Annotated in this window: 13 protein-coding genes and 2 pseudogenes; 7 read left to right on the top strand and 8 right to left on the bottom strand. The window is 74.7% G+C overall.

Going from position 1 to position 16,406, the window contains the following annotated elements:
* Nucleotides 1-213 precede the first annotated feature (213 nt).
* From NH602_RS16945 to NH602_RS16935, 3 genes are read left to right on the top strand one after another with little or no spacing between them, the layout of a single operon-like run.
* The gene (locus NH602_RS16945; protein ID WP_253068308.1) at nt 214-1,536 is read left to right on the top strand and encodes an MFS transporter; all 1,323 of its coding nucleotides are present in this window, start codon (nt 214-216) and stop codon (nt 1,534-1,536) included.
* Nucleotides 1,533-3,032, top strand: coding sequence for an AMP-binding protein (locus NH602_RS16940; RefSeq protein ID WP_253068307.1), 1,500 nt, complete (start codon nt 1,533-1,535; stop codon nt 3,030-3,032). The genes NH602_RS16945 and NH602_RS16940 overlap by 4 nt, the downstream gene beginning before the upstream one ends.
* A 5-nt stretch (nt 3,033-3,037) precedes the next feature.
* Nucleotides 3,038-3,691 (top strand): RraA family protein, encoded by a 654-nt coding sequence (locus NH602_RS16935; RefSeq protein WP_237453574.1) that lies wholly within the window; start codon nt 3,038-3,040, stop codon nt 3,689-3,691.
* Nucleotides 3,692-3,700: 9 nt separating this feature from the next.
* Here the strand turns inward: NH602_RS16935 and NH602_RS16930 are convergent, their stop codons facing one another.
* Genes NH602_RS16930 through NH602_RS16915 form a run of 4 tightly spaced genes read right to left on the bottom strand, consistent with a single transcriptional unit; the run spans nt 3,701 to nt 5,996 of the window.
* A complete protein-coding gene (locus NH602_RS16930; protein ID WP_157818307.1) occupies nt 3,701-3,853 on the bottom strand; it encodes a hypothetical protein in 153 nt (50 codons plus the stop codon).
* 57 nt (nt 3,854-3,910) lie between these two features.
* Entirely contained in the window at nt 3,911-4,651 is a 741-nt protein-coding gene (locus NH602_RS16925; RefSeq protein WP_208623135.1) for an HAD-IIA family hydrolase, read from the bottom strand.
* Nucleotides 4,652-4,697: 46 nt separating this feature from the next.
* Nucleotides 4,698-5,513 (bottom strand): Fpg/Nei family DNA glycosylase, encoded by an 816-nt coding sequence (locus NH602_RS16920; RefSeq protein WP_253068306.1) that lies wholly within the window; start codon nt 5,511-5,513, stop codon nt 4,698-4,700.
* Between the two features lie 12 nt (nt 5,514-5,525).
* Entirely contained in the window at nt 5,526-5,996 is a 471-nt protein-coding gene (locus NH602_RS16915; RefSeq protein ID WP_073575573.1) for a ribose-5-phosphate isomerase, read from the bottom strand.
* An 18-nt stretch (nt 5,997-6,014) separates the two neighbouring features.
* Between NH602_RS16915 and NH602_RS16910 the strand changes: the two genes are divergently transcribed.
* From NH602_RS16910 to NH602_RS16900, 3 genes are all read left to right on the top strand, one after another.
* A complete protein-coding gene (locus tag NH602_RS16910) occupies nt 6,015-6,689 on the top strand; it encodes a DUF429 domain-containing protein (protein WP_253068305.1) in 675 nt (224 codons plus the stop codon).
* 16 nt (nt 6,690-6,705) lie between these two features.
* Nucleotides 6,706-7,560: an MBL fold metallo-hydrolase gene (locus NH602_RS16905; RefSeq protein WP_253068304.1), complete on the top strand. Its 855-nt coding sequence runs from the start codon at nt 6,706-6,708 to the stop codon at nt 7,558-7,560.
* A gap of 473 nt (nt 7,561-8,033) precedes the next feature.
* Nucleotides 8,034-10,619, top strand: a complete 2,586-nt coding sequence (locus NH602_RS16900; RefSeq protein ID WP_253068303.1) for a carboxylate--amine ligase/circularly permuted type 2 ATP-grasp protein — start codon at nt 8,034-8,036, stop codon at nt 10,617-10,619.
* Nucleotides 10,620-10,626: 7 nt separating this feature from the next.
* On the opposite strand, the gene NH602_RS16895 is transcribed toward NH602_RS16900, so the two are convergent.
* The 4 genes and pseudogenes from NH602_RS16895 to NH602_RS16880 form a co-directional block, all read right to left on the bottom strand.
* Nucleotides 10,627-11,799: an ROK family protein gene (locus NH602_RS16895; protein ID WP_253068302.1), complete on the bottom strand. Its 1,173-nt coding sequence runs from the start codon at nt 11,797-11,799 to the stop codon at nt 10,627-10,629.
* Between the two features lie 4 nt (nt 11,800-11,803).
* Entirely contained in the window at nt 11,804-12,973 is a 1,170-nt protein-coding gene (gene xylA / locus NH602_RS16890; RefSeq protein ID WP_073575597.1) for a xylose isomerase, read from the bottom strand.
* Nucleotides 12,974-13,084: 111 nt separating this feature from the next.
* Nucleotides 13,085-14,413, bottom strand: a pseudogene (locus NH602_RS16885) (GH1 family beta-glucosidase); the annotation flags it as partial.
* Nucleotides 14,410-15,504 (bottom strand): ABC transporter ATP-binding protein, encoded by a 1,095-nt coding sequence (locus tag NH602_RS16880; RefSeq protein WP_161152673.1) that lies wholly within the window; start codon nt 15,502-15,504, stop codon nt 14,410-14,412. The gene NH602_RS16880 and the pseudogene NH602_RS16885, both read right to left, overlap by 4 nt.
* A gap of 117 nt (nt 15,505-15,621) precedes the next feature.
* Between NH602_RS16880 and NH602_RS16875 the strand changes: the two are divergent.
* A pseudogene (locus tag NH602_RS16875) lies at nt 15,622-16,406 on the top strand (transcriptional regulator); the annotation flags it as partial.

Raw genomic sequence — 16,406 nt, 5'->3', positions numbered from 1 at the left:
GGGCCGCGGCCCGACCGAAGTGCAGTTCCTCGGCGACGACGACGAACGACTCCAGCTGCCGTAGCTCCACCCTCCGATCATGTCGATCCGACGACAGGAACGGAAGCAAGAGCGTCCCGATGGCGTCCCAATGCTGTTCTACCGTTGCGTGGCGGTGGTCACGACGGCGTGGTCGCGACCGTCGCTCCACGACGAGTGCAAGGGGGCACCGGGTTGAGCACGAGCACACCGTCGATGCGCCGCAAGGCGGGGATCGCCTCGTTCGTCGGCACCACCATCGAGTGGTACGACTTCTACATCTACGGCACCGCCGCCGCGCTGGTGCTGGGGCCGCTGTTCTTCCCGAACGCCTCCCCCGCCGCCGGTGTGCTGGCCTCGTTCGCCACGTTCTGGGTCGGGTTCCTCGCCCGGCCGATCGGCGGGATCGTCTTCGGCCACCTCGGTGACCGGCTCGGCCGCAAGACCGCGCTGGTCGCGACGCTGCTGCTGATGGGCGTCTCGACGCTCGCGATCGGGCTGCTGCCCGTCCACGACGACATCGGCGTCCTCGCCCCGGTGCTGCTGGTCGTGGCCCGGCTCGTACAGGGGCTCGCCGTCGGCGGGGAGTGGGGCGGCGCGGTGCTGATCGCCTCGGAGCACGCGTCGAAGAACCGCCGGATCCTCTACGGCGCCTTCGCCCAGCAGGGCAGTCCGGCGGGGCAGATGCTCGCCACCGGCTCGTTCGCGCTCGTCGCGATGCTGCCGGAGGACGCCTTCCTGTCCTGGGGCTGGCGCGTGCCGTTCCTCGTGTCGGCGGCGCTGGTCGTCGTCGGGCTGGTGATCCGGCTGCGGATCGAGGAGAGCCCGGCGCTGGTCGCGATGCGGTCGCGCGGCACGACGGCGCGGTTCCCGCTCGCGGAGCTGCTGCGGGAGCGGACGATGCTGGTGGTCGTCTCGGTGGGAGCGTGCGCACTGGTGGCCGCGGCCGCGTACTTCAAGAACACGTTCGCGCTGTCCTGGGCGGTCAACGACCTCGGCTTCGACCGCCAGGTGTTCCTCAACGTCGTGCTGATCAGCTCGACCGTGCAGTTCTTCACCCAGCCGCTCGGGGCGTTCATGGCGACCTGGTGGAACCCGCGGAAGGTCGTCACCGCGCTGCTGCTGATCGAGCTGCCGCTGTTCCCGGTGATGTTCTGGCTGATCTCCACCGGCAGCTTCGGGCTGGCCGCGCTCGGCATGGCGCTCGCGACGCTGCCGCACACGATGTACTACGCGATCCTCGCCGGGATGCTGGCCGAGGCGTTCCCCGCGCGGATGCGCTACACCGCGATCTCGCTGTCCTACGCGCTGGCGGGCACGCTGTTCGGCGGCACCGCCCCGCTCGTCGGGCAGTCGCTGCTGGCCGCGACCGGGTCGATCGTGCCCGTCGTGGGGTACTCGCTGGTGATCGTGCTCATCTCGCTGCTGGCGGCCCGGTACGTCCTGGCCCGCGGACCGGTCCCCGACGACGAGCGTCTCGACGCCGCCGTCACCGGCACCACCGGGAGGACCGCATGACCGCACGACTCCGCGAGCCCCGCTTCCCCGAGCCCGAGGTGCCCGCCGGCGCGACCGCGCTCGCCGCCCGGCTGCGGGCGCTCGTCGCCGCCGACCCGGACCGCCCGCTGGTCACCGAGGACACCGCGGACGGCCCCGGTGTGGTGCGCACCCGCGCGGAGTTCGACGCCTGCACCAACCGTCTGGCCAGGGCGTTCGCCGACCGCGGGGTGCGGCGCGGGGACCTGGTGTCGATCGCGCTGCCGAACAGCGCCGCGCACCTCGAGAGCTCGGTCGCGGCGTGGAAGGTTGGCGCGGTGCCGCAGCCGCTGTCGGCCCGGCTGCCCGCCGCCGAGCGCGACGCGGTGCTCGCCGTCGCCGCGCCGGCGCTCGTCGTCGACACCCCGGTCGACGCCGGCTCCTACGACGACGGCCCGCTCCCCGACGTCGTCGGGCCCAGCTGGAAGGCCCCCACCTCGGGCGGGTCGACCGGTACCCCGAAGGTGATCGTCGCCGGTCAGGCCGCCTGCGTCGAACAGGTCCTGGCCCGCGCCGACGGGCTGCGCATCGACCGCGACGGCGTCTTCGGCTGCACCGCGCCGCTGCACCACAACGCGCCCTTCATGTTCACGCTGATGGCGTTGCTCCAGGGCCACCACGTCGTGCTCATGGGCCGGTTCGACGCCGCCCGCGCACTCGCGATGATCCCCGCGTACGGCGTCACCTGGCTCTACGCGGTGCCGACCATGATGAGCCGGATGCTGCGCCTGCCCGACGCCGACTGGGCCGCCTGCGACACCGGGACCCTGCGGACCGTGCTGCACGTCGGCGCGCCCTGCCCGCCGGAGGTCAAGCGCGGCTGGATCGACCGGGTCGGCGCGGAGACGGTGTTCGAGATCTACTCCGGCACCGAGTCGCAGGCCGGCACCGCGATCGACGGCCACGACTGGCTGGCCCACCCGGGGTCGGTCGGGCGGGTCACCCGCGGCGAGATCACCGTCCGCGACGACGACGGCCGTGAGCTCGGCCCCGGTGTCACCGGTGAGATCTGGATGCGGTCGGGCGGGGCGCCGACGTACCACTACCTGGGCGCCTCCGCCCGCGAGCGCGACGGCTGGGAGTCGCTCGGCGACATGGGCTCACTGGACGCCGACGGCTACCTGTACCTGGCCGACCGGCGCTCGGACATGATCCTCGTCGGCGGCGCGAACGTGTACCCGGCGGAGGTCGAGGCGGCGCTGACCGCGCATCCCGGGGTACGGGACGCCGTCGTCGTCGGGCTGCCGGATTCCGACTACGGGCACGTCGTGCACGCCGTCGTACAGGCCGAACCGGGCATCGAGAACGATCTTCGCGAGTTCCTCGACGGGCGTCTGAGCAGGGCGAAACAGCCACGGAGCATCGACGTCGTCGACCACCCGCTGCGCGACGACGCCGGGAAGGTGCGCCGCTCGGAGATCGCCGCGCGCGCCGCGGACGCTCGACGGCGCGCAACGGCGGACGGTGCGACAGGATGACGTCCATGACCGACCTCCTGGACCGTCTGCGCGAGCTGCAGGTGTCCGCCATCTGCGACGCCGACAAGTCGCTCCCCGTGGTGGACCCCGCGATCCGGGCCCTGGTGCCGGACGTGTCGATGGCCGGGCCCGCGGTGACGGTGTCCTGTGTGGACGACCACCTGCCGATGTTCGCTGCGCTGTCCGCGGCCCGCCCCGGCTCGGTGCTCGTGGTCGCCGGAGGGGGTGGTCACCGCGCCGTGTCCGGTGAGCTGTTCGCGACCGAGGCGAAGCGGCGCGGGCTGGCCGGGATCGTCGTCGACGGGCTGGTCCGCGACGTCCGCGGGCTGCGCGGGATCGGACTGCCGGTGTTCGCCCGCGGGACCTGCCCGGCCTCGGGCAGCACGAGCGACCCGGGCACCGTCGACGAGATGGTGTCGTTCGGCGGGCTCGTCGTGAGCCCGGGCGACCTGGTGTGCGGCGACGACGACGGCCTGCTGATCGCCGCGCCGGACCGGCTCGCCGAGGTCGTCGACGCCGCCGAGGGCATCGAGGCCGCCGAGCGCGCGCTGGTCTCGGCCATGCGCAACGGCCACGACCTGCACTCGCTGACCACGGTCGTCGAGCACGTCGCGGCGCTGCGCCGGGGTGAGCCCAGCGCACTGGGGTTCAAGGTCTGAGCGGGCCGCTCAGGCCGCGACCGAGTCCCAGCTGAACTCCTCGGTCATCGAGCCGGGGCAGTCCGGGCACGGGACGGCGACGCCCGCCGTCTCGTCACCGGGGAGCTCGGCCTCCGCGCCGCAGCCGGCGCACCGCTGCCAGGACACCAGTTCTCCGTACATGTGTTCGAGGGTGAACCACATCGGTGTAGTTCGCAACCCCGCAGGTCCGGGGGCGGATCAGACGTCGTCGATCAGGTCCGCGACCGAGGAGACGACCCGCGTCGGGCGGAACGGGAACCGGTCGATCTCGTGCTCCCTGGTGATGCCCGAGAGCACCAGCACCGTGCGCATCCCGGCCTCCAGTCCGGCCAGGATGTCGGTGTCCATCCGGTCGCCGATCATGACCGTGGACTCCGAGTGCGCGCCGAGCCGGTTGAGCGCGGCCCGCATCATCAGCGGGTTCGGCTTGCCGACGAAGTACGGGTCGACCCCGGTGGCCTTGGAGATCATCGCGGCGACCGAGCCGGTCGCGGGGAGGATGCCCTCCGGGGACGGGCCGGTCGCGTCGGGGTTGGTGGCGACGAACCGGGAACCCTGCTCGACCAGGCGCATCGCGGTCGCGATCGAGGAGAAGCTGTAGGTGCGGGTCTCGCCGAGCACGACGTAGTCGGGGTTGCGGTCGGTGATGACGTAGCCGATGTCGTGCAGCGCGGTGGTCAGCCCGGCCTCGCCGATCACGTAGGCGCTGCCCTGCGGGCGCTGCTCGCCGAGGAACGCGGCGGTGGCGAGCGCGGAGGTCCAGATCGACTCCTCCGGCACGTCGAGGCCGGTGGCCTGCAACCGGTAGCGCAGGTCGCGGGGGGTGTGGATGCTGTTGTTGGTCAGGACCAGGAACGGCACGCCCTTGTCCCGCAGCCGCGACAGCAGCGTGTCCGCACCCGGGACGATGCTGCCCTCGCGGACGAGGACGCCGTCCATGTCGGTCATCCAGCACTCGATCGGCTTCTGCTCCACGGGTCCGACCCTAGACCCGCGACGGTTGGCAGGCCGGGCACCAGAACAGGTTGCGGTTCTGGTGCCCGGCGTGCCGTACCGGCGTGCCGCAGACGAGGCAGTCCATCCCGGTGCGGCGGTAGACGTAGACCTCGCCGCCGTGCCGGTCCTTCCGTCCGGCCTGCCCGCGCCGGCGCGGGTCGTGCTCGGGACGCACGGTGTCGATACGGCCGGTCCGCACGCCGTCGCGCATGAGCACGACGAGATCGGCCCACATCGCGTCCCACGTCTCCCGGTCCAGCGACCGGCCCGGGAGCTGCGGGTCCAGGCCGTGCCGGAACAGCACCTCGGCGCGGTAGACGTTCCCGACGCCGGCGAGCACCTTCTGGTCCATCAGCAGCGTCGCGAGCGGGCTGCGCGAGGCCGAGATGCGGGCCCAGACCGTGTCCGGGTCGGCGTCGGGACGCAGCGGGTCCGCACCCAGCCGGGCCCTCAGGACGCGGGCCTCGGCCGAGGTGAGGAGCTCACAGGCGGTCGGGCCGCGCAGATCCGCGTAGTGGGTCTGCCCGACCAGGCGCATCCGCAGCTGCCCGACCGGTTCCGGCGCGGGCAGCGGCTGTTCGACGAACGTGCCGTACAGCCCGAGGTGGACGTGCACGACGCGGTCGCGGCCGTAGCGGTGGAACAGGTGCTTGCCGTGGGCCTCGGCCCCGGTCATCACCTCACCGTCGAGCAGCGCCGCACAGGCTCCGAAACGGCCCTGCGGGCTGGACACGCCGACCGGCCGGCGCACGAACAGCTTCCGGTGCAGCCGCGCCAGCCGGTGCAGCGTGTGTCCCTCGGGCATCCCGGCTCCGGGTCAGGACGCGGGGAGCTCGATCTCGCCGGTCCGCTCGTAGTCGAGGACCTGGTCGATGCGCCGCTGGTGGCGCGCGTCGCCGGAGAACGGGGTGGCCAGGAAGGCGTCGACGATCGCGACGACCTCGTCGAAGCTGTGCTGCCGCGCGCCGACACCGATGATCTGGGCGTCGTTGTGCTCGCGGGCGAGCGTCGCGGTGGCCTCGTTCCACGCCAGCGCGGCGCGGATGCCCTGCACCTTGTTGGCGGCGATCTGCTCGCCGTTGCCGGACCCGCCCAGCACGATGCCGAGGGACTCCGGGTCCTCGACCACGCGCCGCGCGGTCTCGATGCACCAGGCGGGGTAGTCGTCGAGGGCGTCGTAGGTCGGAGCCCCGACGTCGATCGCCTCGATCCCCTGCTCGGTCAGGTACTCGACGAGCTTGCCCTTGACCTCGAAACCGGCGTGGTCACTGCCCAGGTAGACGCGCACGGGGCACGATCCTCCCCCATGCGGATCAGCGGCGTGGACGGGGTCCCGGGTGGCTGGGTGGTGTGCGTGCTCTCCGGCAGCGGACGGACACGTGAGGTGACGTGGACGGTGGTCCCCGACGCGGCGTCGGTACTCGCCGCGACGGCCGGGTGCGACGCCGTCGGGATCGACATCCCGCTGTCGGTCCCGGCCGGTGCGCAGCGCCGCGAGGCCGAGATCCTCGCGTCGGCGCGGCTGGGCCGGGCGCGGTCCTCCCTGTTCCCGACCCCGCCCGCCCCGGTGCTCGACGCAGGCTCCTACGACGAGGCCTGCGCCGCCGCCCAGGCCGTCACGGGGAAGAAGATCAGCCTGCAGACCTGGTACATCGTCGGGAAGATCCGCGAGTTCCAGCAGGTGCGGCTGCCGTCGTCGGTGGTCGAGGCGCACCCGGAGCTGACGTTCCGCACCATGGCACCGTCGCGTGTCTTCGCGGCGAAGAAGACCGCGCGCGGGGCGGGCCAGCGGGTCGCGGCGCTGTCGGAGTGGGTCCCCTCCGCCGCGTCGCTCGGTGACCTGCCCACCGCCGCCCGGCTCGACGACGTCCTCGACGCGCTGGCCTGCGCCTGGACCGCGGAACGCGTGGCCCACGGGACCGCGGAGCTGCTCGGCCCGGGAACCGACGCCCTGGGCCGGTCCACCGCGATCGCGGTCTGAGCGCGAGGATCACCGGATGGACGGGCAGCGGTCGGGCGGGCAGCGGTCGGACGGGCGCTGGCTCGAGCTCGCCGACGGGGTACTCGCCCGCCGGCACCACGAGCTCGACCTGACCACCGGTCTCGTGCTCGGCACGTCCGCCGCCCTGGTCATCGACACCCGCGGCGACACCGCCCAGGGCGCCGAGCTCGCCACCGCGGTGCGCGCGGTGACCGCCCTGCCGGCCGTCGTGGCCCTCACCCACGCCCACTTCGACCACTGCTTCGGCACCGCCGCGTTCCCGGGCGCCCCGGTGTACGCCCAGGCCGGCTGCGCGGGTGCACTGCTGGCGACGGCCGCCGCCCAGCGCGCCCACTGGTCCCGGCACTACCGCGACGCCGGGAGCGCCGGCAGCTCCGGGGGATCCGGCAGCTCCGCCGCCGCGACGGCCGACGCGCTCGCCGCCACCGTCCCGGTCCTCCCCGACCGCCCGGTCTGCCCCCGCCCGGCCTCCGTGCACACGCTCGACCTGGGCGGACGCGTCGTGCAGCTCGTGCACCCCGGCCCCGCGCACACCGGACACGACCTGGCGGTGCACGTCCCGGACGCGGGCGTGCTCTTCGCCGGGGACCTGCTGGAGAACGGGGCGCCGCCGTCGTTCGGGCCGGACTCCTACCGCCGCGACTGGGCGGCCGCCGTGGGGCTGCTGCTCGACGTCGCCGCAGCCCCCGTCGCCACCGGGACACGGGTGTTCGTCCCGGGGCACGGCGATCCCCTGTCGCCCGACGAGGCGGCGGCACAGCACGCGGACCTGCTGCGGATCGCCCGGGCGGCCGAGGCCGCCGCCGCCGTGGTCCCGGGTGCTCTCCCGGAGTACTCGCTCGACCGGTAGGCGATTCCACGCGCCGACCGTCTGCCGACCACCGCGTGTCGGCCGTGCAGGCCGAGCCGTGAGCCGGTGTTCCCCGATATCGGGGTGGGCACAGTTCGCTCCACGAATCCGCTTACCCGGTAAGCGAGTTCACGGATCCTCTGCCCGCGGCAGCGGTGATCGGCCGCAGTGGTCGGCACACGTCACCCGTCCGGTCGAGCCCGCCGTGATGGGGCCGCGCCGGTGCCGGACCGCGGTGGGGCGCCCATCGGCGTGGCGAGGTTCGACGAAGCTGCGGGCCCGCGCGCGGCGGCCGGCGGACATGGGCGGCTCCGTGGGGTCGGCGGATCCGGACACGCTGGAGAGAACAGCCGGTGGGAACTGGTCCGGACAGACGTCCGGATACCGCCGTACGGACCACCGGACGGAGTGGCGTCGGGCGCGATCGCCGCGGGACACACGGACGTAACAGCGGACACCTAGCGTCACCGGCCGTGGGGAACGTGCCGCTGGTGGGGGTCGAGGAGGAGTTCCACGTGGTCGGCCTGGCCGACCGCCGGGCCGCGCCCGACGCGGAACGGTTGCTGGAGCACCTGGACGGGGCGGAGTTCTTCCCCGAGCTGCAACGGTCGCTGGTCGAGACCAACTCGCCCGCGACGCCGTCGCTGGACGAGCTGCGCACCCACGTGCGACGCCTGCGTACCCGGCTGCGCGAGGCGGCCGAACCGCTGGGGCTGGGTGTGGTCGCGGCCGGGACGGTGCCGCTGGTCGACCTGTCCGGCGACGACATCTCCGCCGGAGCCCGGTACGAGCGGATGCAGCACGAGTACCAGATGCTGGTGCGCGAGCAGCACATCTGCGGGGTGCAGGTGCACGTCGACGTCCCCGACCGCGACACCGCCGTGCAGGTCTCGCGCCGGGTCTCCCCCGCCCTGCCGACCCTGCTCGCCATCACCGCCAGCTCGCCGTACTGGCGCGGCCACGACACCGGCTATGCCAGCTACCGCAGCATGATCTGGCAGCGCTGGCCCACCGCCGGGCCGCCCGGCGACGTCACCACCGCCGCCGAGTACGACACGATGATCGACGAGCTCATCGCGTCCGGGACGATCAGCGACGCCGGGATGCTCTACTTCGACGTCCGACCCAGCGCACACCTGCCGACCGTCGAGCTGCGGCTGTGCGACGCCTGTCCCGACGTCGACGACGTCGTGCTGGTCGCGGGTCTGTTCCGCGCGCTGGTCGGGCGGGCCCGCGCCGACACCGAGGCGGGCAGGCCGCTGCCCCGCGCCCGGTACGAGCTGCTGCGTGCGGCCGGTTGGCGGGCCGCGCGGTCCGGGCTGGAGGGCGACCTCGTCGAGATCGGCCGGGCCCCTGCCGGTCCCCCGACACTGAGCTCCCCGTCGGTGCAGCTGCGCGCGCTGGTGGAGGACCTGCGGCCGTGGCTGGAGGAGGTCGGCGACCACGAGCAGGTCGCCGAGCTGGCCGAGGGCGTCCTGGCCCGCGGATCGGGCGCGGCGGCGCAACGGCGCGCGTTCGGGCGTCGCGGGTCGCTGACCGACGTGGTCGACGAGCTGCTGGCCCGCACCCACGGCGAGCGGCCGCCGTCGGCACCGGCGGAGACCGTGCCGTCCGCGCCGGAGCTGCTGGACGGCTACGTCCCACCCCGCTACGACGAGGCCGTCGACGCGACCGGCGCCGTCCGGCCCGGCTACGGCTGGCTGTTCCGCTCGCTGGAGCGGCTCGGCCCGCGCGGGCTGGCCGCGGCGGAGAACGCGCTGCGCACCGAGCAGCGCGCCCGCGGGGTGACCTTCCCGGTCCCCGGCGTCGAGCCCGGCGACGACGGCGAGCGGCTGTTCCCGCTGGACCTGGTGCCGCGGATCATCGAGCGCCACGACTGGGCGCACCTCGCGTCCGGGCTGGAGCAGCGGATCCGGGCGCTGGAGTGCTTCGTGCGCGACGTCTACGGCCGGCGCGAGATCGTGCGCGACCGGGTCGTCCCGGCCTCGGTGGTCGAGCAGGCCCCCGGCCGCACCCGCTCGGGCGCGCTGGTGCCGCCGGACGCGGTGCGGATCGCCGTGGGCGGCATCGACCTGGTCCGCGACGACGCCGACGGCTGGGTCGTGCTGGAGGACAACCTGCGCGTCCCGTCGGGCATCGGGTTCTCGATGATGAGCCGGCGCCTGATCCGCAGCGTGCTGCCCGACCTGGAGTCGCCCTCGGAGGTGCGCCACCTCGACGACGTGCCGGACCGGCTGCGGGCGGCGCTCGCTGCCGGCGACCCCGACGGACCCGACGGGGAGGCCGCGCTGCTGACCGCGGGCGAGGTGGACCCGGCGTTCTTCGAGCACCGGCTGCTCGCCGAGGCGATGGGCGTCCCGCTGGTGACCCCGGCCCGGCTGCAGGTCACCGACGGCGCGCTGTTCCTCGTCGGCGGTGGGCGGCGGCGCCGGATCACCACCCTCTACCGTCGGATGGACGAGAACGAGCTCGCGATCGCCCGCGGCGCCGACCACCGCCCGCTCGGCCGCGCGCTGTGGGCGGCTATGGCCCGCGGGCGGGTGGCGCTGCGCAACGCGCCCGGCAACGGCGTCGCCGACGACAAGCTCGTCTACGCCTACGTGCCGGAGATGATCCGCTACTACCTCGGCGAGAAGCCGGTGCTGGCCTCGGTGCCGACGCTGCCCTGCGTCGACCCGCTCGCCCGTGAGCAGGTTCTGGACCGGCTCGACCGGCTGGTGCTCAAGCCTGTCGACGGCTACGGCGGCGCCGGGATCGTGATCGGCCCGCACGCCGGGCGCGCCGAGCTGGACCGGGTGGCCGCGGCGATCCGGGACTCCCCGGCCGGCTGGGTCGCCCAGGACCTCGTCGGGATCTCCACCCATCCCACCTTCACCGACGGCGCCCTCCGGCCCCAGGCCGTCGACCTGCGGGTCTTCGCGGTGCAGTCCCCCGGCGCCGGCGGGGTGCCCGAGGTCGACGTGCTGCCCGCGGCGCTGTCGCGGGTCGCCCCGCCCGGCGGGATGATCGTGAACTCCTCGCGCGGCGGCGGGGCGAAGGACACCTGGGTGCTGGCCTGAGCCGGGCTCAGCCGGCGAGGAGCAGGTCCGGCTCGCCCAGCACCCGGTCGGCCACGGCGCGGGCGGTCCCGGTGACGGTGGCCGCCCGGCCGTGCGGGGACACGAGCACGGCGACGTCCGGCCCGGTCGCGACCCCGCGGCGCACCAGCTCCGCGTGCACCGCGGGGACCAGCCAGGTGCCCAGCTCGGCGTAGCTGCCACCGAGGACGACGGTGCCGACGTCGACGACGTGGAGTACCGACGTCAGCGCCGTACCCAGCGCGGCACCGGCCCGGGCCAGCGCCCCCGTCGCGGCCGGGTCCCCCGCGCGGGCGGCGGTCCGCAGCGCCGCGACGTCGGCGGCGCCCGCGTCGCCGAGCAGGGCGGGCAGGCCCGCGTAGACCTCGACGCAGCCGGTGCCGCCGCAGCCGCAGAGCCGCCCGGCGCGCTCGATCACGACGTGCCCGATCTCCCCGGCGACGCCGCGGGCACCGGGCAGCACCCGCCCGTCGACGACGATCCCGCCGCCGATCCCCACGTCGGCGGAGACGTAGACGAAGTCGTCGGCCTGCCCCAGGTGCGCGAGCGCCCCGAGCGAGGCCTCGTTGCCGACGAGCAGCGGCACCTCACCGAGCGCACCGGCGTGCTCGGCGGGGCGGCAGCCGTCGAGCCGGGGCAGGTTCGGGGCCCGCAGCAGTACCGCCGCGCCGTCCGAGCCGCGCACCGGTCCGGGGACGGCGATCCCGGCCCCGGCGACCGTTCGGCCGGTGCGCGCGGCCAGGTTCGCCGCGGTCCGCGCGGCCCGCCCGAACACCGCATCCGGGTCGAGGCCGCGGTGGTCGCGGCGCCGGCGCGACCGGTGCACCACCTGCCCGTCCAGACCGGTGACCAGCGCGTCGACGCCGTCGACCTCGACCGACACGGCCAGCACGACCGGCCCGCTGCCGGCGAACACCAGGGGGGTGCCGGGCCGGCCGACCCGGCTGCGGTCGGGCTCGCCCTCCGCGAGCACGCCCGCGGCGACCAGCGGGTCCAGCAGCCCCGCGACGGCGCCGCGGGTCAGCCCGGTCGCCGCGGCGAGCGTCGCCCGCGACGACGGCGCCGCCCGCAGCGCCCCCAGCAGCAGGCCGAGGTTGTGCCGGCGCACCGCCGGTGGGCGCGCGGGCGGGGCCTGCGGGCGGGGAGCCGGTCGGTCGTGCACGGGGTCATCGTGCTCCGGCGAGGTGTTCCAGTGCCAGCTGGTGGAGCCGGACGAAGCCGTACCCGCGACGGCCCAGCGCGTCCGGGTCGACGGTGTCCAGCGCCGGGTCGGCGAACAGGTCCGCCGCGGTCTCCCCGGCCCCCAGCGTCGGCTCGGACAGTGCGGGCACCCCGGCCTCGGCGAGCGCGGCGACGACCTCGGGATCGGCCCGGAACGCGGCCGCCCGCTCGCGCAGCAGCAGGTAGGTGCGCATGTTCGCGGCGGCGCTGTCCCACACCCCGCGCCGGTCCTCGGTGCGCGCCGGCTTGTAGTCGAAGTGCCGTGGCCCGTCGTAGCCCGCGGTCTCGAGCAGGTCGACCAGCGAGAACGCGTTCAGCAGGTCACCGTGGCCGAACACCAGGTCCTGGTCGTACTTGATGCCGCGCTGGCCGTTCAGGTCGATGTGGAACAGCTTCCCGGCCCACAGTGCCTGGGCGACGCCGTGGGTCATGTTGAGCCCGGCCATCTGCTCGTGCCCGACCTCGGGGTTGACGCCCACGAGCTCGGGGTGGGCGAGGCGCTCGACGAAGGCCAGCGCGTGCCCGACGGTGGGCAGCAGGATGTCCCCGCGGGGCTCGTTGGGCTTCGGCTCGATCGCGAACCGGATGTCGTACCCCTGCTCCAGGACGTGCCCGCAGAGCAGGTCCATGGCCTCACGGTAGCGGTCCAGGGCGGCGCGGACGTCCTTGGCGGAGTCGAACTCCGAACCCTCCCGTCCACCCCACAGCACGAAGGTGCGGGCACCGAGCTCCGCGGCCAGCTCGACGTTGTGCAGCACCTTGCGCAGCGCGAGGCGCCGCACGGTCCGGTCGTTGGAGGTGAACCCGCCGTCCTTGAACACCGGGTGCGAGAACAGGTTCGTGGTGATCATCGGAACGGTCATGCCGGTCGCCTCGCACGCCTTCCGCAGCCGTGCGATCTGCCGGTCCCGGTGGGCCGGGTCCGGCGCGAAGCCGAACAGATCGTCGTCGTGGAAGGTGAGACCCCAGGCGCCGCGCGCGGCGAGCTCCTCGACGGCCTCGACGACGTCGAGCTCGGGGCGGGTGGGCGAGCCGAACGGGTCGGCCGCGGTCCAGCCGACGGTCCACAGTCCGAAGGAGAACCGGTCGGCGGGGGTGGGGGCGGGAACGGACATGGGCTGGGACTCCTGGGACGGGGGTGCGGGACGGTCCGGCAGCGAGCCGGTGGACAGGACGCCGGCGTAGAACCGGGCGCTGAGCTTGGGGGTGCGGGCGTGGGTCACCGGGTCCACGGCGACGATGCCGAAGCGCATCGCGTAGCCGCGGGCCCACTCGAAGTTGTCGAGCAGTGACCAGACGTAGTAGCCGCGGACCGGCAGGCCGTCGGCCGCGGCCCGGGCGGTCTCGGCGAGGTGGTCGTGCAGGTAGGCGACGCGGTCGTGGTCCTGCACCGCGCCGTCGGCGGCGGGGACGTCGGGATAGGCGGCGCCGTTCTCGGTGACCACCAGGTCCAGGCCGGGATGCTCGGCGGCGAGCCGGCGCAGCAACGCGCCCAGGCCCCGGGCGTCGACCCCCCAGCCCATGTCGGTGAGCGGACCGGCGGGCCGCGGGAACTCGACGTCCTCGCAGGCGACCCACGGGGTGGCGGCACCGTCGCCGTGCCCGTCGGCGGTCTCCTTCGGCCGCTCGCGCGTCCAGTGCCGCACGACGGTCGGCGTGTAGTAGTTGACCCCCAGCACGTCCGGCGGGGCGTGCACCAGCCGCTCGTCGCCGGGCAGGACGAACGACCAGTCGGTGACCCCGGCGGTGTCGGCGAGGACGTCGGCCGGGTAGCCGCCGTCGAGCATCGGCCCGGTGAACAGGCGGTTCTGCAGACCGTCGACCCGGCGGGCGGCGTCGCGGTCGGCGTCGGACCCGGTCTGCGGCAGCACCCAGGCCAGGTTGAGGCTGACGGCGATCCGGGCGCCGGGGAGCAGCTCCCGGATCGCCGTGGTGGCGAGTCCGTGGGCGAGGTTGAGGTGGTGCACCGCGGCCAGTGCCGCGGCGGGCTCGGTACGACCGGGTGCGTGCACCCCGGCCGCGTAGCCGAGGAAGGCGCTGCACCACGGCTCGTTGAGCGTCGTGAACAGCTCCACCCGGTCACCCAGCGCGGCGGCGACGACGGCCGCGTACTCGGCGAACCGGTACGCCGTCGCCCGTGCCGCCCAGCCACCGGCGTCCTCCAGGGCCTGGGGCAGGTCCCAGTGGTAGAGCGTGAGCACCGGGGCGATCCCCGCGGCCCGCAGCGCGTCGACCAGCTCCGAGTAGAAGGCGAGCCCCTGGGCCGACACGGGTCCGAGGCCGTCCGGTCCGACCTGCGGGGTCACCCGGTTCCAGCTGACGGAGAAGCGGTAGGACTGCAGGCCCAGCTCGCGCATGAGCGCCACGTCCTCGTGGACCCGGTGGTAGTGGTCGGCCGCGACATCGCCGGTCTCGCCGTCCGCGGTCCGACCGGGGGTGTGGGCGAAGGTGTCCCAGATGCTGGGGGTGCGTCCGCCCTCGGCGACCGCCCCTTCGATCTGATAAGCGGCGGTGGCAGCGCCGAGCACGAGCCCCTCGGGCAGATACGTGGTCATCCGCCGAGCCGCCGGCCGCTCGCCGGGTCGAACGCGTGCACCGTGCGGCCCTCACGGGCCGCGACCCGGAGCCGGGAACCGACGGCCGGTCCCGCCCCGCCGTCGAGCCGGACGACGAACCGCTGCGCGTCGGCACCGACCCGCCCGTGCACGAAGGTGTCCGACCCCAGCTCCTCGGCGAGCTCGACGGTGAGCTCGAGGGCGGGCTCGGCGTCGTCGGCCGGGCGCAGACCCTCCGGACGGACCCCGAGCAGGACCTCGGACAGCCCGGCCCCCGCCGCGTCGGCCAGCACGTCCCGCGGCAGCGCGACGGCGGCCCCGGCCAGGTCGGCACCACCGGGGGTGAGCACCGCGGTGCGCAGGTTCATCGCGGGCGAGCCGATGAACCCGGCGACGAAGGCGGTCGCGGGCCGCTCGTAGAGCTCGCGAGGCGCGGCGCACTGCTCCAGCAGACCGTCGCGCAGCACCGCGACGCGGTGCCCCATCGTCATGGCCTCGACCTGGTCGTGGGTGACGTAGACGGTCGTGGTGCCGAGCCGCTGCTGCAGGGCGGCGATGTGCGCACGGGTCTCCACCCGCAGCTTGGCGTCCAGGTTGGACAGCGGTTCGTCCATGAGGAACACCGCGGGCTCGCGGACGATGGCGCGGCCCATCGCGACACGCTGGCGCTGGCCACCGGAGAGCGCCTTCGGCCTGCGGTCGAGGTAGGGCGTGAGGTCGAGCAGCTCGGCGGCCGCACGGACCCGCCGGGTGAGCTCGCTCTTCCCGACCTTCTGCAGCCGCAGGGCGAAGCCCATGTTCTCCGCGACGGTCATGTGCGGGTAGAGCGCGTAGTTCTGGAACACCATCGCGATGTCGCGTTCCTTGGGCGCGACGCCGGACACCTCGCGGCCCCCGATCTCGATGCCGCCCTCGTCGACGTCCTCCAGCCCGGCGAGCATCCGCAGTGCCGTCGACTTGCCGGACCCGGACGGGCCGACGAGCACCAGGAACTCCCCGTCGGCGATGTCCAGGTCGAGCCGGTCGACCGCGCGCACCGGGGGCGGCCCCGGATAGACACGGGACGCGGCCCGGTAGGCGACCTCGGCCATGATCGTCGTCCTCTCGCTGGGAACCGGCTCCGCTGCCGGCCCCTCCGACCCTGGCCCACGAACAGCCACATGCCTAGAGTTTGTTCGTCTTCCGTACGAACTAACACCGGAGCACGCATGGACGCGAGCAGCCGGATCGCCGCCGGTGACCTGCGGCGACACCACCTGGGCCTGGTGCTGGGCGAGGTCGTCCACGGGTCCGCGATCAGCCGCGCCGGCATCGCCGCGGCGACCGGACTGACCCGGTCGACGGTCTCCGGGCTCATCGCGGAGCTGCTCGCCGGCGGCCTCGTCCGCGACATCGGCGCCGGCCCGGGCGGCACCTCGGGACGCCCCGGCCGCCGTCTGGTCCCCGACCCGGCCGGACCGGTCGGCATCGCCCTGCAGATCGAGGAGGACGGCGTCGGCGGTTGCCTGGTCGACCTGGCCGGCCGGGCCGGGGCCGGCCGATGGCACCGGGCTGGGATCGCCGGGGCCCCGCCACAGCGGGCCGCACGGGACCTGGCACCGGTCCTGCGTGAGCTCCTGCTCGCCGCGGCCGTCGGGGACCGGCCCGCCGCCGGGATCGTGCTGGCGGTGCCCGGTGTCGTGTCCGGCTCCGCCGCCACCACGGCGGTGACCTCTCCGGCACTGGGCTGGGACGCGGCCGCGATCGGCACCCTGCTCGCGGCACAGGCCGAGCAGCTCGGGGCGGGCGGGATCGCGGTGGAGGTCCGCTGCGCCACGGCACTGGCCGCCCAGGCCGAACCGGACGCCGGGCCGGCGGGGACGACCACGGCGCACGTCGGCGGACGCAGTGAGATCGGCGTGGCACTGGTGCGCGACGGGCGCGCCCCGGGCCGCGCCGCGACCCGGTTCGGGCACCTCGTCGCCCGCCCGGGCGGCACCGCCTGCCCGTGCGG

Origin of the sequence: Pseudonocardia sp. McavD-2-B, from assembly GCF_024124365.1 — a bacterium.
Classification (GTDB): Bacteria; Actinomycetota; Actinomycetes; order Mycobacteriales; family Pseudonocardiaceae; genus Pseudonocardia; species Pseudonocardia alni.
This window is presented reverse-complemented; position numbering and strand designations above follow the sequence as displayed.